The sequence below is a fragment of the Cryobacterium sp. Y11 genome (assembly GCF_002929535.1).
In the GTDB taxonomy this organism is placed as follows: domain Bacteria; phylum Actinomycetota; class Actinomycetes; order Actinomycetales; family Microbacteriaceae; genus Cryobacterium.
Window position 1 is genome coordinate 127,674 of sequence record NZ_PJJO01000060.1, and the last position, 23,287, is coordinate 150,960.

Annotated in this window: 20 protein-coding genes; 7 read left to right on the plus strand and 13 right to left on the minus strand. The window is 64.8% G+C overall.

The genetic code is table 11. The features are described from left to right. Window positions 1-128 precede the first annotated feature (128 nt). The 3 genes from CXY75_RS15420 to CXY75_RS15430 form a co-directional block, all read right to left on the minus strand. On the minus strand, window positions 129-1,313 hold the full coding sequence (locus CXY75_RS15420; RefSeq protein WP_233201948.1) for an MFS transporter: 1,185 nt from the start codon (window positions 1,311-1,313) through the stop codon (window positions 129-131). Window positions 1,314-1,521: 208 nt separating this feature from the next. Then, window positions 1,522-5,235 carry a S8 family serine peptidase gene (locus tag CXY75_RS15425; RefSeq protein ID WP_233201949.1) on the minus strand — a complete coding sequence of 1,238 codons (3,714 nt, stop codon included), beginning with the start codon at window positions 5,233-5,235 and terminating at the stop codon, window positions 1,522-1,524. A gap of 289 nt (window positions 5,236-5,524) precedes the next feature. Next, window positions 5,525-6,739, minus strand: a complete 1,215-nt coding sequence (locus CXY75_RS15430; protein WP_104083696.1) for an NADP-dependent isocitrate dehydrogenase — start codon at window positions 6,737-6,739, stop codon at window positions 5,525-5,527. Between the two features lie 160 nt (window positions 6,740-6,899). Here CXY75_RS15430 and CXY75_RS15435 point away from each other — a divergent pair, with 160 nt between their 5' ends. Both CXY75_RS15435 and CXY75_RS15440 read left to right on the plus strand, forming a co-directional pair. After that, the gene (locus CXY75_RS15435) at window positions 6,900-7,352 is read left to right on the plus strand and encodes a GNAT family N-acetyltransferase (protein WP_104083697.1); all 453 of its coding nucleotides are present in this window, start codon (window positions 6,900-6,902) and stop codon (window positions 7,350-7,352) included. 22 nt (window positions 7,353-7,374) lie between these two features. Then, window positions 7,375-7,782, plus strand: coding sequence for an MGMT family protein (locus CXY75_RS15440; RefSeq protein WP_104083698.1), 408 nt, complete (start codon window positions 7,375-7,377; stop codon window positions 7,780-7,782). A gap of 28 nt (window positions 7,783-7,810) precedes the next feature. On the opposite strand, the gene CXY75_RS15445 is transcribed toward CXY75_RS15440, so the two are convergent. Next, window positions 7,811-8,224, minus strand: a complete 414-nt coding sequence (locus CXY75_RS15445; RefSeq protein ID WP_146069495.1) for a hypothetical protein — start codon at window positions 8,222-8,224, stop codon at window positions 7,811-7,813. Window positions 8,225-8,377: 153 nt separating this feature from the next. Between CXY75_RS15445 and CXY75_RS15450 the strand changes: the two genes are divergently transcribed. Continuing rightward, window positions 8,378-8,731 (plus strand): cytoplasmic protein, encoded by a 354-nt coding sequence (locus CXY75_RS15450; RefSeq protein ID WP_104083700.1) that lies wholly within the window; start codon window positions 8,378-8,380, stop codon window positions 8,729-8,731. Between the two features lie 430 nt (window positions 8,732-9,161). Here the strand turns inward: CXY75_RS15450 and CXY75_RS15455 are convergent, their stop codons facing one another. From CXY75_RS15455 to CXY75_RS20765, 3 genes are all read right to left on the minus strand, one after another. Further along, a complete protein-coding gene (locus CXY75_RS15455) occupies window positions 9,162-10,985 on the minus strand; it encodes an ABC transporter ATP-binding protein (RefSeq protein ID WP_104083701.1) in 1,824 nt (607 codons plus the stop codon). Then, the gene (locus CXY75_RS15460; protein WP_104083702.1) at window positions 10,982-12,844 is read right to left on the minus strand and encodes an ABC transporter ATP-binding protein; all 1,863 of its coding nucleotides are present in this window, start codon (window positions 12,842-12,844) and stop codon (window positions 10,982-10,984) included. Before CXY75_RS15460 ends, CXY75_RS15455 begins: the two co-directional genes overlap by 4 nt. Window positions 12,845-13,087: 243 nt before the next feature. After that, a complete protein-coding gene (locus CXY75_RS20765) occupies window positions 13,088-13,222 on the minus strand; it encodes a hypothetical protein (RefSeq protein WP_255411795.1) in 135 nt (44 codons plus the stop codon). A gap of 227 nt (window positions 13,223-13,449) precedes the next feature. Here CXY75_RS20765 and CXY75_RS15465 point away from each other — a divergent pair, with 227 nt between their 5' ends. After that, window positions 13,450-14,139: a DedA family protein gene (locus tag CXY75_RS15465; RefSeq protein WP_104083703.1), complete on the plus strand. Its 690-nt coding sequence runs from the start codon at window positions 13,450-13,452 to the stop codon at window positions 14,137-14,139. A gap of 9 nt (window positions 14,140-14,148) precedes the next feature. Here the strand turns inward: CXY75_RS15465 and CXY75_RS15470 are convergent, their stop codons facing one another. The 6 genes from CXY75_RS15470 to sucC all read right to left on the minus strand — a co-directional run bounded on the left by CXY75_RS15470 (window position 14,149) and on the right by sucC (window position 21,164). After that, window positions 14,149-15,228, minus strand: a complete 1,080-nt coding sequence (locus CXY75_RS15470) for a Glu/Leu/Phe/Val dehydrogenase dimerization domain-containing protein (protein ID WP_104083704.1) — start codon at window positions 15,226-15,228, stop codon at window positions 14,149-14,151. A 136-nt stretch (window positions 15,229-15,364) separates the two neighbouring features. Continuing rightward, window positions 15,365-17,032, minus strand: a complete 1,668-nt coding sequence (gene purH, locus CXY75_RS15475; protein WP_104083705.1) for a bifunctional phosphoribosylaminoimidazolecarboxamide formyltransferase/IMP cyclohydrolase — start codon at window positions 17,030-17,032, stop codon at window positions 15,365-15,367. Further along, window positions 17,029-17,622: a phosphoribosylglycinamide formyltransferase gene (purN, locus tag CXY75_RS15480; protein ID WP_104083706.1), complete on the minus strand. Its 594-nt coding sequence runs from the start codon at window positions 17,620-17,622 to the stop codon at window positions 17,029-17,031. The genes purH and purN overlap by 4 nt, the downstream gene beginning before the upstream one ends. Window positions 17,623-17,632: 10 nt before the next feature. Next, window positions 17,633-18,868, minus strand: a complete 1,236-nt coding sequence (locus CXY75_RS15485) for a DUF6350 family protein (protein ID WP_104083707.1) — start codon at window positions 18,866-18,868, stop codon at window positions 17,633-17,635. Window positions 18,869-19,098: 230 nt separating this feature from the next. Beyond that, window positions 19,099-19,986 carry a succinate--CoA ligase subunit alpha gene (sucD, locus tag CXY75_RS15490; RefSeq protein WP_104083708.1) on the minus strand — a complete coding sequence of 296 codons (888 nt, stop codon included), beginning with the start codon at window positions 19,984-19,986 and terminating at the stop codon, window positions 19,099-19,101. 8 nt (window positions 19,987-19,994) lie between these two features. Continuing rightward, window positions 19,995-21,164 (minus strand): ADP-forming succinate--CoA ligase subunit beta, encoded by a 1,170-nt coding sequence (sucC, locus tag CXY75_RS15495; RefSeq protein WP_104083709.1) that lies wholly within the window; start codon window positions 21,162-21,164, stop codon window positions 19,995-19,997. A gap of 227 nt (window positions 21,165-21,391) precedes the next feature. Between sucC and CXY75_RS15500 the strand changes: the two genes are divergently transcribed. From CXY75_RS15500 to CXY75_RS15510, 3 genes are all read left to right on the plus strand, one after another. Then, window positions 21,392-22,102: a VIT family protein gene (locus CXY75_RS15500; protein ID WP_104083710.1), complete on the plus strand. Its 711-nt coding sequence runs from the start codon at window positions 21,392-21,394 to the stop codon at window positions 22,100-22,102. A 24-nt stretch (window positions 22,103-22,126) separates the two neighbouring features. After that, a complete protein-coding gene (locus tag CXY75_RS15505) occupies window positions 22,127-22,537 on the plus strand; it encodes a DUF3054 domain-containing protein (protein WP_104083711.1) in 411 nt (136 codons plus the stop codon). A gap of 241 nt (window positions 22,538-22,778) precedes the next feature. Next, the gene (locus tag CXY75_RS15510) at window positions 22,779-23,273 is read left to right on the plus strand and encodes a hypothetical protein (protein ID WP_104083712.1); all 495 of its coding nucleotides are present in this window, start codon (window positions 22,779-22,781) and stop codon (window positions 23,271-23,273) included. Window positions 23,274-23,287 lie beyond the last annotated feature (14 nt).

Sequence of the window (23,287 nt, forward strand, 5' to 3'; positions counted from 1 at the left end):
GTGCGCTCCACGCTGTGCTCGAACCAGCGCTGTGACAACCTACCAGCAGCACGGATTGCCTGAATTAGCCACGGGCACCGGCACCTCGGCGACGGAAGTGGTCGGCCAACAGCGCCCGCATCGGGCTGTTAGGCGGCGACTCGGCGCTCCGACGGCATCCGCAGTGCGTAGACCGCGGCAATGAACAAGAACACTCCCCCCACCGCAAATCCGACCGAGAACGAGAAGGTGTCAACGAGCAGGCCGGCGACGAGCGGACCGACGATCGCACCGGCATCCGAACACATCGAGAACACCGACACCGGGCGTCCGCCCCGCGCACCGGCGGCATCGCCGACCGCCGCGGCCGGCGCGGTCCCCAGAAACGCTGCGGCGACGCCGTACAGGCAGAGCAACGCCCCGAGCACCCAGATGTTTGGCGCAAACGAGATGGCCACGATCGCGATCCCGGCCACACTGGAAGCCCCGATGATGGCCGGTTTGCGTCCGACGGTGTCGACGAATCGGGCAGCCGGACCGAGCGCAAGTGCTTGCGCCACGGCGGCAGCGGCGAGGGCAATTCCGGTCCACGAGCTCGTTCCGCCCAGCACCACGACGACAAACAAAGGAATGAGCGTGGTGCGCACCCCAAGCGACGCCCAGCCCTGCGCGAAGTTGGCTAGACAGGCCGCGCGAAAGCGCTCATCGCGCAGCACATTCCGAAACGGCGTGCGCTCAGCGGATGCGTCGGTGCCGGCGAGCGCGCTGCCCCGCCCTCCGGAGCGCAACATGAGCAGCCCGATCAGGCCAGCCACGGCGAGCGTTCCGGCGTAGAAGAAGAACGGGGCGGTCAACGAGATGGTGGCGAGCAGGCTGCCGATCGCGGGACCAGCCATGCCGCCGATCAGAAAACCGCCCTGGTAGAAGCCGATGGCGCGCGCCCGGCGTCCCGGCTCGGCCGTGCGTAGCAGCAGCGTCATCGCCGACACCGAGAACATGGCGGAGCCGATACCGCCGGCCCCGCGCAGCAGCAACAACTGCAGGTAGCTATCCGCGGTGCCGACCAGGCCGCTGGAGAGCGCGACGATGCCAATGCCAACAGCGAGTACGGTGCGCTCCCCCGCCCAGTCGATCAGCCGACCGCAGGCCGGGCTGAACACGAAGCGCATGAGCGCGAACGCCGAGACCACCGCCCCGACCTCGAGGTTGCCGACGCCGAAGCTCTGCACGTAAACCGGTAGCACCGGAACGACAACGCCGAACCCCACCATCACGAAGAACGCAATGACGCCGAGCACAATCACGTCGCGGTTCAGCCGCGGTTTCAAACTCACGCCAGAAGAATTCGGTCCGGGTTCAGCGGATGCCCAGGGTCGCGCCCGCATCCATCCCGTTAGTCGCATCCCCCCAGCCTAAGCTGCTGCGCCGAGCACGTGGCCCCGCGCAGCCGCGGTGAGTTCCGGGCCCACCTTATGTCCATGGGCCCAGTTTCTAAACTGGGCCCATGGACGGGGCCCGGGCCCCAGCCAAATGACTCCCGGGCTAACGCACGATCAGCAGGGCTCGCGAGGCACTGTTCGCGGCCGAGACCGCGTCGTTGCCCGTATAGTGCCCGACGACCTTATACAGTCCCCGGCCGAGCTTGGGCAGCGTGACACTGCCGTGACCCTTTTTATCGAGCTTCACCGTGAACGTGCGTTTGTCGACGGTGACGGTCGCCGTGTCACCGACCGCGCCCTTGCTCGTGACGGTGACCGATACGGTGACCCGATTCGAGGAGAACACGACCGGACGATTCAGGCTGATCGCGACCTTCGCGGCGAATTTCACCAACACACCGGCCGAGGTCGCCGATGCACTCGGCAGCCCCTCCGCCGAGGCGGTGACCACGACGGTCAGCGTCATTCCGGCGAATGCCGCCGTCGGCTTGAACGTCGACGCGGTCGCACCATTGATGTCGACGCCGTTGCCCTGCCACTGGTAACCGAAGGCGAGACCATCGGTATTCCACTGGCCCGGATCTGCCGTCAACGTTGAGCCGATCTCGGGTATGCCCGACACGCTCGGCGCCACCGTGTTCAGCGGAGCATCACTCCCGGCTGTTGCGGCCACAGCGAGAATCGTCGAGGCCGCACTGTCGCCGTAGTCGATCACACCGAGATACGGCGTGTTCGGCATCAACCCCGCCCAGCTCAGCGTGTACACCACCGGAACGCCCTGCGGTCCCTGAAGAGCCGGCGGCGCTACCGCGAAGCCATTCGTGGGCTCCGACGAAGAGACAGCGTAGGTGTTCACGTCGAACGCGGTAGAACCCGAGAAGACGTCGACAATCACTCGATAGAAGCCAGCCTCAGGGTCGTTGATGTCGACGTGTTCGTCGGCGGAACCGGAGGCCGACTGCCAGCCGGCAATCGGGTCACCGCCCGGACCGTCGAGCAGCAACACGAACAGGTCGAGGTCGGCCGAGTCGTCCACGGCGTTCAGATCGAACCGATCGAGGCGGCCAGCCTGCATTTCCACGTCGTAGGCGAACTGTTCGCCGGCCGTGCCAGCGTCGGTGTGGCCAAACGGGTCGGCGGCGTTGTTCTGGTGAACTCCGTTGGCCAGTCCGCTGAGGTTCAGCGCCACCGGATCCGACCCACCCGGGGTCACGGTCACATCAACCGAACCGTCAAGGCCGGTACCGCTCACCTCGTTGGGGGCAACGACGGTGACCGGTCGAACGGCGATCGGGCTGTGCACCACGTCAAAGAAGTCGCCGGGGTCGCCGGATCCTCCGTTACCAAAGCCCCAGTCCAGGGAGCCGGTGACATAGACGTCCAGCGGGGCATCCGTTCTGGTGAACGTCACCGTGTAGCTCTGTTTCTCGCCGACGGCGGCGAAGGTCATCTCCGCCGGGGAGACGACCGCGCTGATGCCGGGAATCTCGATCGGGATGGCGGTGTATGTGCCCACCCGAACGGCCGTCACCGTACGGGTCACCGTCTCCGGCGCGGTCAGCGCACCGATCGAAATTGACGGCAGGTTCAGGTTGCTCGCGTCGATCGGTTCAACACCGGCATCGAACCCGATCCCCTGTAGGTAGGCCAGCCAGTCGGCCGGACCGCTTTGGTAGATCAAACCGGGAAAGTCGAACGACGACGGGTTGACCTGCCCTGCACCCTGCGCGAACGGATCGCTCACCCGGGCGCCGGCAGCATCGACCGTGTCTTGTGCGGTGGTCATCATGACGGACTTGATCTCGGCCGGTGTTGCCAGCGGCCTGAATCCGAGAATCAGTGCGGCCAGTCCAGCGATGTGCGGGCTGGCCATCGAGGTGCCAGACAAGAACTCGAACGTCGGGTCGGCGCCGGCCGCGTTCGGGCCGTCGGCGAGAATACCAACGCCGGGCGCGGTGATATCGGGCTTGAGAATGTCGCCACCATCGGCGAGCACCGGCCCACGAGAGGAGAATCCGGCCACCTGAGGCACCGTCGTAGGGAATCCGGTGGTGTTGTCCGGGGCGAAAGTGACCGTAGCGTCAGCGGTCGCCGCGTAGGCGAAAATCGGGTCGAAGGCGACAGCGTCAAGGTGAACGGTCGGCACGGAGTGCTCGTCGGTGCTCACGTCGGACGGTGTGCGGTTGACCAGCACCATTCCGCTGCCACCCGCCCGCAGCACCTCCGCCGACTTGGCCACTCGGTCGTAGACGCCGCGCTGGCAGAACACGACCCCGCCGGCGACCTTCGCCGGATCGAGTGAGTTGGGTGCGCACAGCAGCGCGTCAGCCGGGTCAAAGCCGTCAACGGAGACGAGGTCGGCTCGCACCAACGTGCCAGAGAACTGCTCAGCTCCCGGTGTGCGGTCAACGGTGATCGAGGTACCGACGTAGACCGAGCCGTCGCCGAACGTGGCGGTGGCCTCGTAGGTCGGAATGGTGCTCGCCGCTACCGTGGTGATCCACGGTGCCGCGTTATCAAGGGTCGACGGGGTGGGTCCGGCATTGCCAGCGGAGGCTGCCACGAAGATGCCAGCTGCCGCAGCGCCCAGGAACGCCGCGTCGGTGGGCGAAAAGGTGGTTTGGGCCGGGCCGCCCCCGATCGAGTAGTTGAGCACGTCAACGCCGTCGGAAATGGCCTGGTCGATGGCTCCCAGAATGTCGGTATCTGTACAACCGTCGTCGGTCCTGACCGTCGGGTCTGGACCTGACCAGCACACCTTGTACGCGGCGATCTTGGCGGCAGGGGCAACGCCGGAGATCAGTCCGAAATCGACACCGTTGATGGCGGCAGGCACCTCGAAGTTGCCGCCGGCGGTGCTCGCGGTGTGCGAACCGTGTCCGTCGCCGTCACGCGGGGAGACATATTCTCCCGTGGTGGCGTTGCCGATTTGGTCAGCTCCGAACCCGTTCAGAAAGTACCGGGCCCCGATCACCTTGGTGTTGCAATCCGTCGCGGCGAACTGTTCGCCGGCCTGGCAGGTTCCAGTGAAGGTCATGCCATCTGCCTTGTTCATGGTGATCGTGTCACCGTCGAGCCAGGGCTCGTCACCGGATGTGGTACCGAGGTCTTCGCCCGCGAATGACGGGTTTTCCGGCGCGATGCCGGTATCCAGCACCCCGATCACGATGCCCGCGCCGGCCTCGCTCGCACCGCCGAGCTTGGACCACAGTCCAGTTGGTCCGCTCAGCCGCAGAAAGTCGGTCGACGACTCCGCCGTCACGTGCCGCAGGCCGTCTGGTACAACCGACACCACATTCTTTGTCACGGCGAGCGCCGCCGCTTGCTTACCGGTCAGCTGCGCTGCAAATCCGTTCAGTGCCAGCGTGTATGAATAGCTAATCTTCGCATCAACGGATGCCGCCACCTCGCTTTGCACCCGCGCGAGGTACTGCTGGTACGTCTCAGCCTTACGGCTCTGAGCATCCAGCTTGGCTCCGGCATCGGGCATCGTAGCGGCGAAACCGTCAACCCCGCCCTGATACAGCGCGACAGCCTCGTCGCGCAGGGTCACGATGTATCGGCCGGCGGTGAAGTCCATGCGCTGCCCGCCGGGCGAGCTGATGCTGCCGCCTAGGCCGGCCGCGACCGAGGCTACGGAACCGGCCGTCGGGGTCACCGCAACGGCCGGCACCGCTCCGCCGAGAACAGCGGACGCGCCCACCAGGGCCATGGTCACGACGGCGGCGATTGTGGCGCGGCGGCCCGTGCGAAATGTTGGCGCCGGGTTCAGCGCTGAATCCGGCGGCGTCAACGTCCGCCTGAAGAAAGAACTCACGTGGGTGTCCAATCCAATAAGGGTGCAAATAGCCGCCGTACGATCACAACAGCTCGGGTCTCGGGTGCGGGCAGTTCGCTGGTGACCGTAGCGCGCTCGGTAACCCCCGGATAGGGGCATTTTGCCATTTCGCCCGCTGGCGAGAACGCAAAAGTGCCACTGTGACCAGGTCACAGTGGCACTTGTTGCACTGCTGCTCGAGTCAGCGCTGCAGAGAGTCAGGCTCGCCAGCGCCGAAACGAGAGAAGGCCCCGACCGTTTCCGGTCAAGGCCTTCTCTGCTGGCGAAACTACGCCAGGCGCGTCTGCAGGTTCTCTGCGAGCGAGGCGAGGAACTCCTCGGTGGTCTGGTAACCCTGATCGGGGCCGACCAAAAGCGCGAGATCCTTGGTCATCTTGCCGCTTTCGACGGTCTTGATAACGACGTCCTCGAGGGTCAACGCGAACTCTGCCAGGGCCGTGTTGTTGTCGAGCTTGGCACGGTGCGACAGGCCGCGGGTCCAGGCGTAGATCGACGCGATCGGGTTGGTCGAGGTGGGCTTGCCAAGCTGGTGCTGACGGTAGTGACGGGTCACAGTACCGTGGGCGGCCTCAGCTTCGACGATCTTGCCGTCGGGGGTGGAGAGCACGCTTGTCATCAGGCCGAGCGAGCCGAAGCCCTGAGCAACGGTGTCAGATTGAACGTCGCCGTCGTAGTTCTTGCAGGCCCAGAGGTAGCCACCCTCCCACTTCATGGCCGAAGCGACCATGTCGTCGATCAGGCGGTGCTCGTAGGTGAGGCCGGCCGCTTCGTAGGCCGTCTTGAACTCGGCGTCGAAGATATCCTGGAAGATATCTTTGAACCGGCCGTCGTAGGCCTTCAGGATCGTGTTCTTGGTCGAGAGAAAGACGGGAACGTTGCGCTCGAGGCCGTACGCCAGAGTGGCACGGGCGAAGTCGGTGATCGACGAGTCGAGGTTGTACATTCCCATGGCAACACCGTCACCGGGAGCCTCGAAGACCTCGAACGTCGACGGCTTGCTGCCGTCTTCCGGGGTGAAGGTCATGCTGAGCGTGCCCTTGCCCGTGAACCGAAAGTTGGTGGCCTTGTACTGGTCGCCGTAGGCGTGACGGCTGATGATGATCGGCTTGTTCCAGCCCGGCACCAGGCGCGGGATGTTGGAAATGACGATCGGCTCACGAAAGATGGTGCCACCGAGGATGTTGCGGATGGTGCCGTTCGGCGAGAGCCACATCTTCTTCAGGCCGAACTCTTCTACCCGAGCTTCGTCGGGCGTGATGGTCGCACACTTCACGCCAACGCCGTGCTTCTGGATGGCGTGGGCAGCGTCGATCGTGATCTGATCGTTGGTTTCATCGCGCTTCTGAATGGAGAGGTCATAGTACTCGAGGTCAATATCGAGGTACGGGTGAATCAGCGTCTCTTTAATGGCATGCCAGATGATGCGGGTCATCTCGTCGCCATCGAGCTCGACGACCGTTCCCTCAACCTTGATCTTCGACAATGAATTCTCCTCTTTACAGATCGGTGGCCGTCACGGCCACCGTCGAGCTTACTAGAAGCAGTCAACTATCTTGACATCGAGATAAATTCAGCGGATGAATTGCCGGTGTCAAAGCGCCGTTCGACTACCGACGACACCGGGCGCACGTTAGCCTGAGCATATGGGTGAGCTGAAGCTGGAAGAACTATCCGCACGTAACATCGTTGCGGCCAACAATCTGAGCCTAAAGCCGGGCCAGGAGCAGTTCATTGCGCCGGTCTCCTACTCGGTGGCTGCTTCGGTGATTAACCCGGCCACCTCGTGGCAGCGTGTGGTACTTCTCGACGGTGTCGTCGCGGGTTTCATCCACGGCAATTTCGATCCCAACTCTGAGCATGAAGAATTTCGCGCTTGTATCTGGCGCATCAACGTCAACGCGGAAACCCAGGGGCAGGGCGTCGGTAAGTTCGCCGCCGAAGCCCTCGCAGACGAAGCTCGCGAGCGCGGCTTCGACCACGTCAACGTCATTTGGGAGCCCGGCACCGACGGTCCGGAGGCCTTCTTCCACCGCCTCGGCTTCGTCGACGTCGGCGAAACCCAGTACGGCGAAGTCATCGGTTCGCTGAAGCTGTAACCCGGTCAACCGCAACCCGCGCATGACCGAGCCCGACGACTTCGTCTCCCGCGTGCTCGATGTCGTCGATTCCATCCCACCGGGCCGAGTGATGACCTACGGCGCAGTCGCCGCGCAACTCGGCTCTCGCGCCGCCCGCGCCGTCGGCCAAGTTATGACCCGCTACGGTTCCGACGTGGCCTGGTGGCGAGTGATTCGCGCGGGCGGGCATCCGCCGATCGGGCATGAGACGCTGGCGCTGCCACACTACGAGGCCGAGCACACGCCGCTGATAGTGTCACACACGTCAACCACCACAGCGGATGCCGCCTACCGCGTCGACTACGCCGCCGCCCGTTGGTCACCACCTGCAGTCGATGCCGCGCACCTAGCGCAGTCAACGACGCCGCCACCCGCTGGTCACCACCCGCAGCCGATGCCGCGCACCTAGCGCAGTCAACGACGCCGCCACCCGCTGGTCACCACCCGCACAGCTCCCAGTCGACTCGTGCTGAACCGCACTCAACCTTCCCGGTGATCTCCTGGGTTCCGGGGCCGGTCGGCACTCCGAAGTCCCGCCCAACGTCGACGTTGGGTGACATCACGGCATAGGAGTCGACCGTGAACGTCTCTTTCTGCGACGTGAAATAGCCATCGCCCTGTTGCGACGCTGTGGCGACAGCGAGCGCCGTACCGCCCGAAACCAGGCCGGCACCGATGAGGCCGAGCACCGTGACCAGTATGAGCATGATGATCAGTATGAGCATGATGATCAGTATGAGCATGATGATCAGTCCGGGCCGTGCCTCGGGCCGTGCTCCGGACCGTGCGCGGGGCGGGTTCGTGGGCGGTGAATCGGGAGGGGTCAATTCGAGCGGGGTTGGCGGGTTCATGTTGCGCATCGTCTTGCGGCCTCGCTAGACAACTTCATTCCGCGGACGGAAAGTCCGTATCCAGCATCCCCCTCCTCCGCACGTCTGACCAGTGGCCAACGGCCCAAGTATGGCGTGCTGTGCAGACCGTCTGCGCGGTGCTACCGTGCTGGCATGCAGAGCGATCCGGTCGTCACCAACCCGCAGTTCTACCGGGTGATCTTCGAAAACGAGCGCGTACGGGTGCTCGAATACCTCGACCGGCCCGGCGACGAAACGACGCAGCATCGACACCCGGACAGCGTCATGTTCACCCTCACCGCGTTCACCCGGCGGCTATCCACCGGCGGCCGATCCATCGACGTCGACCTGCCAGAGGGCGTCGCGCGGTGGCTTCCCGCGCAAGAGCATTCCGGGGCGAACATCGGCGAGACGGCCACGCACGCCATTTTCGTGGAACTCAAAGAACCCGCCCCGGCCCCACTCGTCCCCGGATCCCCTGGGTATCTCGGTCCCCTCCCCGACTAACCGCGTCTGACTTTCGCGAAGCGTGGGAGCTGCGCCGCTGCGCGGGAGGCCGAACTCCCGCGCAGCGGCGCAGTCCCCGCGTGACGGGTGACGCGGGAGTTCTGGCCTGGCCCGAACTCCCACGTACTGGCGCGGCTCCCGCGTAGCGTGCTCGGCCGCGACCCCCGTCCTACCGAAAGTCCCGCGTACCGGCGCACCTCCCGCGCAGCGTGCCGCAGCCGAACGGATGCCCGCGTCGCGATCTCCCGCGCACGGGCGTAGGTCCCGCGTACCGGCACACCTCCCGCGCAGCCCGACTTCGCAGACCGCCAGCGTTGGACAATGGGGGGCTCGGCAAGCTCGGCCAGCGGAAGTGGCCGCGTTTCGCAGACAGCCAGTGTTGGACTCGGGGGGTCTCGGCTAGCTCGACCAGCGGAAGTGGAAGGTGCGCCTACACCAGGGAGTCGCGCCAGGCGGCGTGCATGGTGGCGAAGCGGCCGGCTCCCGAGATGAGGTCGTTCGGGGTGCCGTCCTCCACGATGCGGCCGTGCTCCATCACGAGCACCCGGTCGGCGATTGCCACCGTCGATAGGCGGTGGGCGATGATCACCGCGGTGCGATCGGCGAGCAACGTCTGCAGCGCCTCTTGCACGAGCCGTTCGCTCGGAATGTCGAGCGACGACGTAGCCTCATCGAGGATGAGTACCGCTGGGTTGGCGAGAAACGCGCGCGCAAACGAGATCAGCTGACGTTGTCCGGCCGACACCCGCCCGCCACGCTTGTTCACGTCAGTGTCATAGCCATTCGGTAGATTCTCGATGAAGGCGTGAGCACCGACGGCGGCCGCGGCGGCGCGAATCTCCAGCGCCGAGGCATCCGGTTTGCCGATGGCGATGTTCTCGGCGACCGAGCCGCTGAACAGATACGCCTCCTGGGTGACCATGACGATCGCGCGCCGTAGGTCTTTGGGGTGCAGGTCGCGCAGGTCGACGTCGTCGAGCCGCACGCAACCATTCGTTGGGTCGTAGAACCGGCTCATCAGCTTGGCGAGCGTCGATTTGCCGGCGCCGGTCGACCCGACCAGGGCGATGGTCTGCCCGGCCGGAATGTCGAGGTCGAAGTGCGGCAGAATCTCCCGATCAGCCTGGTAGGCGAACTGCACGTTCTCGAACCGCACCCGCCCGCGAGCCTCCCAGAGATCAACCGGGGTGACTGGATCGGGCACGCCGGGTCGTTCCTCGAGCACGCCGGAGATCTTCTCGAGCGCCGCCGCTGCCGACTGGTAGGAGTTGTAGAACATCGCCATCTCCTCCATTGGGTCAAAGAACCGGCGGGTATAGAGCAGCGTCGCGAGCAGCGCGCCGATGGCGAGCTGGCCATCGGCCACCCGAAAACCACCCACGAGCAGCACGGCAGCGACCGTGACGTTGCCGATGAGAACGAGCCCCGGGTCGAAGACCCCGAACAGCTGGATGACACGCGCGTTGACCATGCGGTAGCTTTCGACGAGCTTGCCGAACACGCTCTCGTTGTGCTTTTCGGTGCGAAAGGCCTTCACGGCGCGAATGCCGGTCATGGTCTCGACGAACTTCACGATCAGGCTCGCCGAGGCGACCCTGGACTGCCGAAACAGGCTCTGCGAGCGCACCTGAAACCACCGAGTGAGGATGACCAGCGGCAGCAGCGCGCCGAGCAACACGAGTCCGCTGGTTCCGTCGAGCAGCACGAGCGCGATCGCGGTGAATGACATATAGAGGATGCCTTGCACCAGCTGGTTGATGCCGGAGTCCAGCAGCTCCCGAATCGCGTCGAGGTCGCTGGTCTGACGCGAGATGATGCGGCCAGACGTGTAGGACTCGTGAAATTCGAGGCTGAGTTTCTGGGTGTGCAGAAAGACTCGCTTGCGCAGGTCGATCAGCACGGCCTGGCTGATCCGGGCGCTCAGCACGGTGTACCACGCGATCAGCAGCGCGCCCAGAACTCCGGCGACGAGGTAGACCCCGCCGGTTGCGGCCAGTGGTAGCCAGTCTTGCTCCCGCAGCGCCGGCAGCCCGCGGTCGATACCAAAAGCGATCAGCGCCGGGCCAGCCACCTGCGCGGCGGTCGACACGACCACGACGAGCATGGCGAGCACGACTTTGCTGCGCACCGGAAACAGCAGCGAGCCGAGCAGCTGCAGCGATCGCGCCCGAATCTGCTTGCTTTCGGCCTTGGTGAAGTCGTGGCGTTCCTCGCCGTTGACGCCGTTCACGCTTGAATTGGCCGTGACACTCACAGCGATCCCTCCGCTCGAGAAGATTCTCTTCGTTCTTCGTCTTCAAGGCTGGAGATGACGAAGGTGTAGTGCGGGCTGCTGCGCAGCAGCTCCGAGTGGGTGCCGACGGCGGTGATGCGGCCGTCTTCAAGCAGCGCCACCCGGTCGGCGAGCATGACCGTCGACGGTCGATGCGCCACGATCAGCGCGGTCGTGTCGACCAACACCTCGCGCAGTGCGTTCTCCACGAGCGATTCGGTGTTCACGTCGAGGGCTGACAGCGGGTCGTCCAAAATGAGAACGGATGGCCGCGCCGCGACCGCGCGGGCGAGCGCGAGGCGCTGCCGCTGGCCACCCGAGAGGCTCATGCCTTCCTCACCGACGAGGGTGTCGACACCGAGCGGCAGATCGTGCACGAAACCGGCCTGAGCGATCTGCAGTGCTTGCGCGAGCACGGCATCCGCTTCGGGGCTGTCCTGCGCGAATTCGGCGCGCCCGAGCAGAACGTTGTCACGAACGGATGCCGAGAACAGCGTTGCGTCCTCGAATGCCATCGCCAGGTGGCTGCGCAGTTCCTCGCGACTGAACGCCCGCACGTCGACACCATCGAGCGTCACAGCTCCGGCTGTCACGTCATACAGCCGGGTCGTGAGCGCCGTCATGGTTGATTTTCCCGAGCCGGTCAGACCGACCAGCGCCATGGTCTCCCCCGGTTCCAGCACGAGGTCGATGCCATCGAGCAGGTCGGGAAAACGCTCGGGCGAATCCGGGTAGCGAAAATGCACATTGTCGAAGGCGAGTCGGCCGCGCGGCGCGGGCAGGGTGGACGGCGCGAGGGGGTCGGTGATCTCGTTCGGGGTATCGAGAATGTCAAAGAATCGGTCGGTCGCGGTGCGCGAGTCGAAGGTCATTGACAGCAAAAACCCGATCGACTCCACCGGAAACCGCAGCACGGTCGCGGTCGCAAAAAACGCCAGCAACTCGCCACCGCTTAAATCGCCCTGGCTAGTGAGCCACACGCCGGCCACGAGGCAGAGCGCGAACGCGACATCGGGAACAAGCAGCAGCCAGAGCCAGATGCCAGCGATGGCGCGAGCCTTCTCGATCTCGGTGCCGCGCAGGCTTTCCGCTTGCGAGGCAAAGTTCTTCAGCGCAAACGAGCCGCGCCCGAACGCCTTGAGCACGCGAATACCGTGCACGGATTCCTCGACGGCGGTCGCAAGGTCGCCGGCTTGATCTTGGCTGCGGCGGGCGATGACCGAGTACTTCTCCTCAAAGACGTAGCCGTAGATCCAGATCGGGATGGAGCAGACCACGAAGATCACGCCGAGCAGCCAGTGCATCCAGAGCAGAATCGCGACGCCGACGACGATGGTGAGAAAGTTGACCACGAGCAACACAAGCCCGAACGACACCCAGCGTCGAATCAGGTTGAGGTCACTCACGGCACGCGAAAGCAGCTGGCCGCTCGGCCAGCGGTCGTGAAAACTCACCGGCAGGTCTTGCAGCCGGGAATAGAGATGGTTGCGCATGCGCGCTTCGATGTGAGTGCCTGGGGTCAGCACAAACCAGCGGCGCAGGGCGATCATGATCGCCTCGACCACGCCGAGACCAAGCACAATCCAGACGGCCGTCCAGATTTGCGAAGAGCTGTCGCCCCTGCCAATGGAACTGAGCGGGCCGTCGACCAGCCAGGAAAGCACCTGCGGAATGGCGAGGGCGACGAGCCCAGCGAGGAGGGCGGAGACCATGCCAAGGTAAATGCGCGGCATCGCTGGCTTGGCGTAGGGGTAGAGACGCAGCAGGGTGCGAAAGGTGTTGCCGCGGTTTGCAGCATCGTTGACGTGGTGCGGTTGCGCCGGAGGGGCGGTGGTAGTCATGATCCAGTCCTGATAGCGGTGCGGCTGAGCTTGGAGTGCAGGGCGCAGCGGATGACTCTGGTCGCCGGGACCAAACGGTTCCGGTAACGGTGGATGTACTCATGGCGGCGTGCACCCGAGAAGCGGGATGCGACGAACGCGTCAGTGGGCAGTTACGGGCTGCCCCGGCGGCTGTGCTGAGCGGATGCTCACTGGCCGGCCGATCTCTGCTTCGGCACCGAGCCGAGCGGGACGAGGAGGCTGCTAGTCGACAAACGCCACAGCGGTGGCGAGACTGGCGGCAGCGAGGCCGGCGGAGGCACGAAACCGGGGCAACGCACCAAAGCGAGCGCCGTCGTTCGCAACCATTGCGAGCGTGATCGGTGCTGTCTTTGTCATGTCTGCCTCCTGGGCGCCTAAAGTACCGTGTGTCTCATGCCCCCCGGATCAGGCAGCCTTCCAGAATATGGTGAAAGGGGGGTAGAACGCAAGGCATTTCTCGTCTGACAGCATCCGTTTGGCGAAAGTTCTCTCAAAGTTTCCCGAATCCGTCCCGTAGTCTGGGGTCAACGTTTATCGCGCGCACGGGCAACACTCTGCCGTCGCCACCTCGGAAGGACTTCTTCATGCTGCCCACTCTGTTCGGAATCGATTTTCTCGACTCTGAGTGGCTGATCGGCTGGTTTGGATCCTTCGTGCTGCTCGGCGTCGCCGCTGTCGTGTTCATTGAGACCGGACTTCTCGTGCTGTCGTTTCTGCCGGGCGATTCCCTGCTCTTCACCGTAGGGCTGCTCACCGCCACCGGCGTCGTTCCCCTCCCGATCTGGCTCACCTGCATGGTCATCTTCGTTGCCGCCTTTGCCGGCGACCAGCTCGCCTATGTCATTGGGCGAAAAGCGGGCCCAGCGGTGTTCTCGCGGGAGAAAAACCGGTTCTTCAACCCGAAGAATGTCGAGCGCACCAACGCCTTCTTCGTCAAGCACGGCGGCAAGGCCATCATCATGGCCCGCTTTCTGCCGATCTTTCGCGCCTTTGTGCCCGTCGCGGCTGGCGTGGGCAAGATGCGCTACCGCACCTTCGTGACCTATAACGCGATTGGTGCGTTCGCCTGGGGCGTCGGCCTCACCCTGGTCGGGTTCTTCCTCGGCAAGATCGCTTTCGTCGCCGCGTACAGCGAATACTTCATCATCGGCATTATTTTGCTCTCCGGAATCCCTATTCTGACCGAACTGGGCAAGGCCGCACGCACGACGGTCAAGGAACGCCGTACGGCGGCTCGGGTGCTGCCGACTATCCCGGCCGACCTGCGCGAGTAGCGGCGCCCGCTACCGGGCGGCGTCGAGGCGAGCCGCGGCGAGCATCTCGGCCGCCGCGAGCGTCGTGATCTCGTTCGCGCGGGCATCCGCGAAGACCTGCGTCAGCACGTCGCCGATATGGGCGACGCGCTGCGTGATCTGGGCGCGGTCAGCGTTCGGCTCGCTCGCCATGTCGAGGTAGACCACTCCGCCGCCGTTAACGACAAAATCCGGTGCCCAGAGGATGCCGCGCGCGTCTAATTGGGCCGCTCCGGCGTCGGTCGCGAGTTGGTTGTTGGCGGCACCGCAGACGCCGAGCACGTTGAGCTCGGCGATGACGCTGGCGGTCAGCGCGCCGCCGAGACCGCACGGCACGAACAGGTCGGCGTGCACCCGGTGGGCGCCAAGGGCCGACACCCAGCTGGCGCCGAGCTCCTCGGCCAGCGCGCGCTTGTCGGCATTGATATCCGTGACGGTCAGTGTTGCACCGGCCGCGGCGAGGGCGGTCGCGAGGCGCCCGCCAACCTGGCCGAGGCCGGAGATGACGAGGTGGCGGTCACGTACCGCGCGGCTGCCGAACAGCGCCTCGAGGGTGGATTCGATGCTCGCATAGACGCCGGCCGCCGTGGCATCCGCTGGTTCGCCAACGCCGCCGCTCGCGACGGGCAGCCCGCAGACGTGATGTGTGCGCTCGGCGACGATGGCCATCAGTTCGGCGCTCGTCCCGACATCTTCGGCGGTCATATACGCGCCGTTCAAGCTTTCGATGGCGTCGCCGAGGTCGAGCATCGCCAGGCGCTTGTCCGCGTCGGTCAACACCGTGCCGAGCGGTAAGTAGATGACCGACTTGCCGCCGCCGCGGTTCAGGCCGGCGGCCGCGTTCTTGAGCGTCATGGCGGTAGAGAGGCGCAGCGCGTCGGCCACCGCATCGGTCCAGCTCGCGTATTGCCAGAGGCGCGCGCCGCCGAGGGCCTGGCCGAGCCGGGTGGAGTGTACGGCAACCGTGATCATCAGACCGGAGCGCTCCCCGGTCGTGATCAGTACTTTCTCATGGGAAAGCGGGATCTGCGCGAGGGAATCGAGAGCGGCGGCAGGGTGCGTGAGGGTCATGAAAACTCCGTTGTTTCGGGCTTTGTGGGCCAGTGTGACGGTGCAGAGGGTGTGACACCGCCTCGAACAGGATAGCCGGAGTGGGTACGCAAAAAGCACCCCCGATTCACAATCGACGGTGCTTCTCACCTGTGACTCAGTGAAAGAAGTGACGCTCTCCGGTGAAGTACATCGAGACGCCAGCAGCGGTGGCCGCGGCGATGACTTCGGGGTCGCGCACCGATCCACCGGGCTGCACGACGGCCTTGATACCGGCCTCGAGCAGTACTTCGAGCCCGTCAGCGAACGGGAAGAACGCGTCAGAGGCCGCGACCGAGCCCTCGGCCCGCTCGCCGGCGCGGCTCACGGCGAGGTGGCAGGAGTCGACCCGGTTGACCTGGCCCATTCCCACACCAACGGATGCCCCCGCGTGCGCGAGCAGAATAGCGTTCGACTTCACGGAGCGGCACGACTTCCACGCAAATTCGAGGTCGGCGCGAGTGGCGGCATCCACGTCGGGACCGGCCACGAGGGTCCAGCCGGCCGAGCTGAATTCTTCGAAGCTGTCGGTCTCTTGCACGAGCAGGCCGCCAGAGATCTGGTGCAGTTCGAGCGAGGAACGTTCGTAGTCGGCGGGCAATTCAAGCAGACGAATGTTCTTCTTCTTGGTGAGCAACTCAATCGCGGCCGGTTCGAAGCCGGGGGCAACGAGCACCTCGGTAAAGATCGCGCTGACCGTCTCAGCCATGCCGAGCGTGACGACGCGGTTCGCGGCGATCACGCCGCCGAACGCGGAGATCGGGTCGCAGGCGTGCGCGCGCAGGTGGGCCGAGGCGATGGAATCCGGAGCGTTCGGCTTGGCAATGGCGATTCCGCAAGGGTTCGCGTGCTTGACGATGGCGACCGCCGGCTCACTGAAGTCGAAGGCGGCGCGCACAGCAGCATCCGCATCGACGTAGTTGTTGTACGACATTTCTTTGCCGTGCAGCTGCTTGGCCTGGGCGATGCCGCGGCCGCCGTCGCCGACGTAGAGCGCTGCGGCCTGGTGCGAGTTCTCGCCATAACGCAAAATCGCCTCGCGGCTAACCTCGATGCCGAGTCCCTCGGGGAACGGCGACTCGTCCTCGTTTTCTTCTTCGACCGCCTCAAACTCGACGTCCTCTTCAAGCGCTTCCGTGTCGTCTTGCCACTGGTCGTAGACGTTCTCAGTGAACCAGGCCGACACGCTCAGGTCGTAGTCGGCGGTGTGATCGAACGCGAGCGAGGCGAGCTTCTGGCGCAGCTTGAGGGTCGAGCCGCCGGCAGCCACGGCGGCGATGATCTCGCCGTAGTTGGCCGGGTCGACCACGATGGCCACGTTGGCATGATTCTTAGCGGATGCCCGCACCAGCGTCGGTCCACCGATGTCGATCTGCTCGATCACGTCGGCCGCTTCGGCGCCGCTCTCCACGGTTTCAACGAAGGGGTACAGGTTGACGACGACCAGCTGGAAGGCCTTGATGCCGAGCTCGGCCAGTTGCGCTTCGTGCGTTTCGAGGCGCAGGTCGGCCAGGATTCCGGCGTGCACGCCCGGGTGCAGGGTCTTCACGCGGCCGTCGAGGGATTCCGGAAAACCGGTGACTGCCGAGACATCGGTGACGTCTAGGCCTGCGGCGCGGATCGTGGCGGCGGTGGATCCAGTGGAAACGATTTCGACGCCATCCGCTTGTAGCGCGGCGGCGAGCTCGACCAGGCCGGTCTTATCGCTCACGGAAATGAGTGCGCGCTCGATGGTGATCTGGTCCCGGTTACGGTACGAGCTGGGCGCGTTGGTGTGGCCACTCATGCGTTGGAGTACTCCTTGAGGTTCATGTGTCCGTTGGCGATGTCGAGTACGGCCTGAATGAGCAGGCGTCGCTCGACGATCTTGATGCGATTCTGCAGGGAAGTTTCGGTGTCGCCGGGCAGCACGTCAACGCGCTCCTGCACGAGGATGGGGCCCGCGTCGACACCGTTATCGACCACGATAATGCTCGCGCCGGTTTGCACGGCGCCGGCGCTGAGGGCGTCACGCACGGCGTGCGCACCCGGAAACTCGGGCAGATAAGCCGGATGTGTGTTGATCAGGTTCGGCGACAGCGCGGCGACCACGCGCGGCGGTAGCAGGCGCATCATGCCGCTAAGCACGACCAGGTCGGGCTGCCACTGCTGAATCTGGGCGAGCAGTTCGTCGCCCCAGGCGGCGCGGTCTGTAAACGACGAGAACGGCACGGAGAAGGCCGGAACGCCAAATTCAACCCCGAGCTCAAGCCCCTCGGCGTCTCGGTCGGCGCCGATTGCGACGATGCGCGCCGGAAACTCGGCGTCTTCCGACGCCTCGAGCAGGGCTCGCAGATTGGAACCTCCGCCGGAGATTAAGACGACAATAGACAGCACGGTGTTGAGCTTACCGTTTGGCAGGGATACGCATCCGGCCCGCGAGCATGCCGAGGGCCGCCGCAACGCCGATTTCGGCTGCGGCCAGCGCGCCGACCAGTAGCGGATCCGGCCCAACCTCCACGAGGCGCCCGGGGCCCATCGCGCCGGCTGACCACCAGGCGAGCAGGCCGAGCAGCGCACCGGCAACCACGCCCATACCGAGGCCGGTCAGGATGTGCTCGAGCGTGGTGCGCTCGGGCACGCCGGGCCGATCCAGCCGCTGCCGAGTCACGACGGCACACACGAAGCCGATCAGCACCGGAACGAGCAAGCCGAGAAATCCGTAGGCCGGCGTTCCCTGCGGCAGCGCGCCGAAGATGGGCAGGCCGGGCAGGGTGCCAACGACGGTACCTATCGGCGAGACCGTGCTGCCGACGCCCATCGCGATGCCGGGTCCGATAAACCAGGCTGTGGCCCAGATCACGAAGTTGGGGATGAGCGCGAGCTGCGCGAGGGTGATCGTGCCGCCGCCGACGACACCGGCTTGCACCGCCTCGTAGAGCCCGATAATGGTCGCGTAATTGACGGCGATCAGCACGGTAACGGCCACGGCCGACACGATCAGCACCCCGGCGGCGGCAGCGGTTCCGCCGCGCAGTGCGCCGGCGATCACGATGCGCGTGGTCTGCGGCAGCTTTCGATACCACGAACGGATGCGCCGGCTCACCGGATCCAGACGCTTTGCAACTTCCACGGTCTTGCGCCGCCCCAGTTCCGCCCCGGCCACGACGCCAGCCGCATAGATGAGCGTCGGTAGCACGAGCCCCTGCAGCTGGTTGGGCGTCACCGTCTCCGAGACGGCGGACAGGGTCACCAGCGCGGCGAGAACCGCATAGCTGCCAACGGCTACGCCGACGCCGGTCCAGCGATGCGGGGTTTCGGCGGCGCGACGGCCGGTGTGCATGCCCATGAGCACAGAAAGCATGGCGAAGCCGAGCGGCACGACGGTGATCAGAAAAGGGGTGTCTGCGCCAGCCAGGCCGAGCGCGGCGGCAATGTCGGGGCCGAGCTGCACCGTGAGGTCGACGCCGTTGCCGAGCAGCCAAATATCGGCCGCAGCTCGCCAGAACACGAACCACTCAACCGACAAGCCGAAGTGGGCGGCCCACAGTACGGTGAGCGGCACCATGGCGAGGCCAATGCCGATAGCGACAACAAGTAATGCCTCAAGAGCGGCGAGCAGGGCTGTCGTTATGCGATTCATCCGTTGTGAGCCTATATCGCCGCGCCGACATTGCCCGCCAGCACGCGCCCAGGCCCGGGCCTCTGCCGCGCCCAGTCCGTGCGCAACTGCGGAGATATCAGAGCCCCAACGCACACGTGCGCATCGTTTCGCGGCCCAACGGGCATCCGCTCGAAATATCCGCAAGTAGGCACGCCCAACCACGCACAAAGGGCCCGCCGATAATCGGCGGGCCCTTCAACTGGTGCTACTTACAGTGCGGCGAGTGCCTCGCGCAGCAGGGTGGCAGCCTCACTCGGCGTTTTTCCGACCTTGACTCCGGCGGCCTCGAGGGCCTCCTTCTTGCCCTGGGCGGTTCCGGCTCCGTCAGAGACGATGGCGCCGGCGTGGCCCATGGTCTTGCCCTCTGGTGCGGTGAAACCGGCCACGTAGCCGATGACCGGCTTCGTGACGTGCGCCTTGATGTACTCGGCGGCCTTCTCTTCAGCGTCGCCGCCGATTTCGCCGATCATGACGATCGCGAGCGTCTCCGGGTCGTTCTCGAAGGCCTCGAGGGCGTCGATGTGCGTGGTGCCAATGATGGGGTCGCCACCGATACCGATCGCGGTGGAGAAGCCGAGGTCCCGCAGTTCGTACATCATCTGGTAGGTCAGGGTGCCCGACTTGGAGACGAGTCCGACCGGACCCTTGCCGGTGATGTTCGCCGGCGTGATGCCAACGAGAGCTTCACCGGGCGTGATGATGCCGGGGCAGTTCGGACCGATGATGCGGGTCTTGTTGCCCTTTTTGATGGCGTACGCCCAGAACTCGGCCGAGTCCTGAACCGGAACGCCCTCGGTGATGATAACGAGGAGCGGAATCTCGGCGTCGATCGCTTCGATGACGGCGTCCTTGGTGAACACCGGCGGTACGAAGATGATCGAGACGTCGGCGCCGGTCTTCTCGACGGCCTCTTTGACCGTGCCGAAGACGGGCAGCGAAACGTCTCCGTGCACGACGGTGGTGCCGGCCTTGCGGGCGTTGACGCCACCGACGACCTGGGTACCGGCCTTGAGCATGAGGGCGGTGTGCTTGGTGCCCTCACCTCCGGTGATGCCCTGAACGATGACCTTGGAGTCCTTGTTGAGGAAGATTGACATGTTGTCCCTTACTTCGCTGCGTGGGCGAGTTCGGCGGCCTTGGCGGCGCCCTCGTCCATGGTGGCGGCCAGTGTTACGAGCGGGTGGTTCGCCTCAGCGAGGATGCGACGACCCTCCTCGACGTTGTTACCGTCGAGGCGCACCACGAGCGGCTTATTGGCGCTCGAACCGAGCTCGGCGAGCGCGCCAACGATGCCCTTCGCGACGGCGTCACAGGCGGTGATGCCGCCGAAGACGTTGACGAACACGCTCTTGACCTGCGGGTCACCGAGGATGACGTCGAGGCCGGCTGCCATGACCTCAGCGGATGCTCCGCCCCCGATGTCGAGAAAGTTGGCCGGCTTGACGCTGCCGAAGTTCTCGCCGGCGTAGGCAACAACGTCGAGCGTCGACATGACGAGCCCAGCGCCGTTGCCGATGATGCCAACTTCGCCGTCGAGCTTGACGTAGTTGAGGCCGGCAGCCTTGGCCTTGGCCTCGAGCGGGTCAGCTGCAGCAGCATCCTCAAGGAGGGCGTGCTTGGGGTGACGGAAGTCGGCGTTCTCATCGAGCGTGACCTTGCCGTCGAGGGCGATGATGTCGCCCTCTTCGGTCAGTACGAGCGGGTTGACCTCGACCAGGGTCGCGTCTTCACCGGTGAATACGTTGTAGAGCTTGACGAAGACCGGAGCGACCTTGTCGACGAGCTCGGCCGGGAACTTCGCGTCGATGGCGATCTGCTTGGCGACGGCGAGGTCGATGCCCACTGCGGGGTCGATAGCCGTGTACGCGAGCGCTTCGGGCTTTTCGACGGCGAGAATTTCGATCTCGACACCACCCTCGTAGCTGGCCAGCGACAGGTAGGAGCGGTTGGAGCGGTCGAGCAGTACGGAGAAGTAGAACTCTGCCTTGATGCGAGCTCCACCGGCCACCATGACGCGGTGCACGGTGTGGCCCTTGATGTCGAGGCCCAAAATGTCGCGGCCTGCGGCCTCGGCGTCATCCGGGGTCTTGGCTACCTTGACGCCGCCGGCTTTGCCACGGCCGCCAACCTTGACCTGCGCCTTGACGACGACAACGCCGCCGAGCTTCTCGGCCGCTGCACGCACGTCGGCGGGGGTGTCCGCGATGATGCCCGGCAGAACCGGCACACCATATTCCTCAAAGAGGTCTCTCGCTTGGTACTCGTAAAGGTCCACGCTGCTCTTCCAATCCGCGTCTTGGCGATCACACCGCCGGTGAAGATATATGAGGTTATTGGTAACAGCAGTCGTTGCCGCAAAATAGCTCGACATCAAGACATACCGGCCCGTGAAAACTCTATCGCGTGAATTAGGGGTCGAGTCGCACCCCTGGTCACGGCCCATCACGCAAGGCAAGCCACACCTTGCTAGACCAGCTAGCGGCGTAATGCTTACCTATACTCATGACCAATCTGTCTCAAGTGGTGGAACCACACGCTGCTGGCCTCGCCTCACGGCTCAATTGGCTGCGCGCCGGTGTTCTCGGCGCGAACGATGGCATCGTATCCGTCGCTGCACTGGTGGTCGGTGTGGCGGCAGCGACCACGGATTCTCACGTCATCCTTATCGCCGGTGTCGCGAGCCTGCTGGCTGGGGCGATTTCGATGGCCCTCGGCGAATACGTGTCGGTGAGCAGCCAGCGTGACTCCGAACGCGCCCTGATCGCCAAGGAGACCTGGGAACTCGAAAATGAGCCCGAGGAGGAGCTCGCCGAACTGGCCGGCTTCTACGAAGCAAAGGGGCTCTCAGCCCAGACCGCCCAGCAAGTGGCGGTCGAGCTGACCAAGCATGACGCCCTCGCGGCGCACCTCGAAGTTGAGCTGCACATCACCGAACAAGACGTGTCCAATCCCTGGCACGCGGCGTACGCATCCGCTATCGCCTTCACTGTTGGTGCGGCGCTTCCCCTGCTCGCCGTGCTGCTGCCGCCAGCCGAATGGCGCATTGCTGCCACGTTTATGGCGGTGCTGATCGCCCTCGTCATCACCGGCTGGCTCAGCGCCCACCTCGGCAATAGCCCCAAGCCGCGGGCCATCGCACGCATTGTCATCGGCGGCATTCTCGCGCTCGCCGTGACTTATGTCATCGGCGCGCTCATCGGCGGCAGCGTGTAGCTCACCGGCAACTAGGCTAAGAAAATGGCATCACTGCACACCGGATCTGGCCCAATCTCCCGTAAATCGATCATCGTGGCGGGCGCACTCGACGCGTTCCTGGTGCTTGTGTTTGCCGTGAGCGGTCGACTGAACCACGGTGAAACCCTGGCCGGCCTTGGCGTGACCTATTGGCCTTTTCTCGGTGGGCTGATCATCGGCTGGCTGTTGCTGCGCGCCTGGCGACACCCACACAATCTGGTCTGGACCGGTCTCGGCGTCTGGACCGCGACCGTCGCCGGCGGCCTGCTCCTGCGGCTCGCGAGCGGCCAGGGCGTGCAGGTCAGTTTCGTCATTGTCACGATTATTGTGCTCGGTGTCTTCTTGCTCGGCTGGCGCGCAATCGCCGCGCTCGTGCGTCGCGCCTCTCGCAAACGGATGCCCACCCCGGCCTGATCCTAGATTCTCGCCCCGTTCCGCTGCGGGCTCAAGCGTAGAGCTCTGGCCAGAGGTCTGGCTCCGCGTTACTCCGCGGCGGTGTCGTCGGTCAACAGATAAAGTCACCCCACGAACCGGGACGATGCTCGCTACAGATTCCGAATGCTGGCAAAATTAGATACGAGACTCACGCCCTTAAACCCGAGTGAAACCCGAATAAATCTCGCTTTTTTTGTTGGATATGTGGGATAATTTAGGTATGGATATCAATGACGATCCACCTCCGCAACCTCCGAGCGCGAGTCGCGAGACCGACGTTCTCGCAGCAGAGAACGCTGCGGTTGACGCCCGGGTAGTAGTGAATGCTGCGGAGCGTGCCGAGTGGGCAGCTGAGATGGCGGCAGCGGGGATTGTGCCCGGCAAGCCCGCGCACACGCGGCATTCGGCGAGAACGATCCCGATCTCTGGGGTGAAGGCCCTGGACTATGTGGTCGCGGCGTCGCTTCAGGACTGGAAGGCACGTCCCGTTGATGTAGAGCAGGTGCGGCTGCTCGACGTGGTGCGGGAGTGTGACCTCGCCATCAACCGCGCTCACGCCGCGCGTGCGGCGGCGATCAACGACGTCGCCCGGTGGATAGCCAGCACCGCAACCGACACCGATGCTGATACCGCCGATGACACCCCGAAGCGCCCGGTCGATGTCTGGGCCGAGCTCGCCGACCCCAACCACGATTGGGCCAGCACACCGTTCTAGGCCTCGCTGCCGTT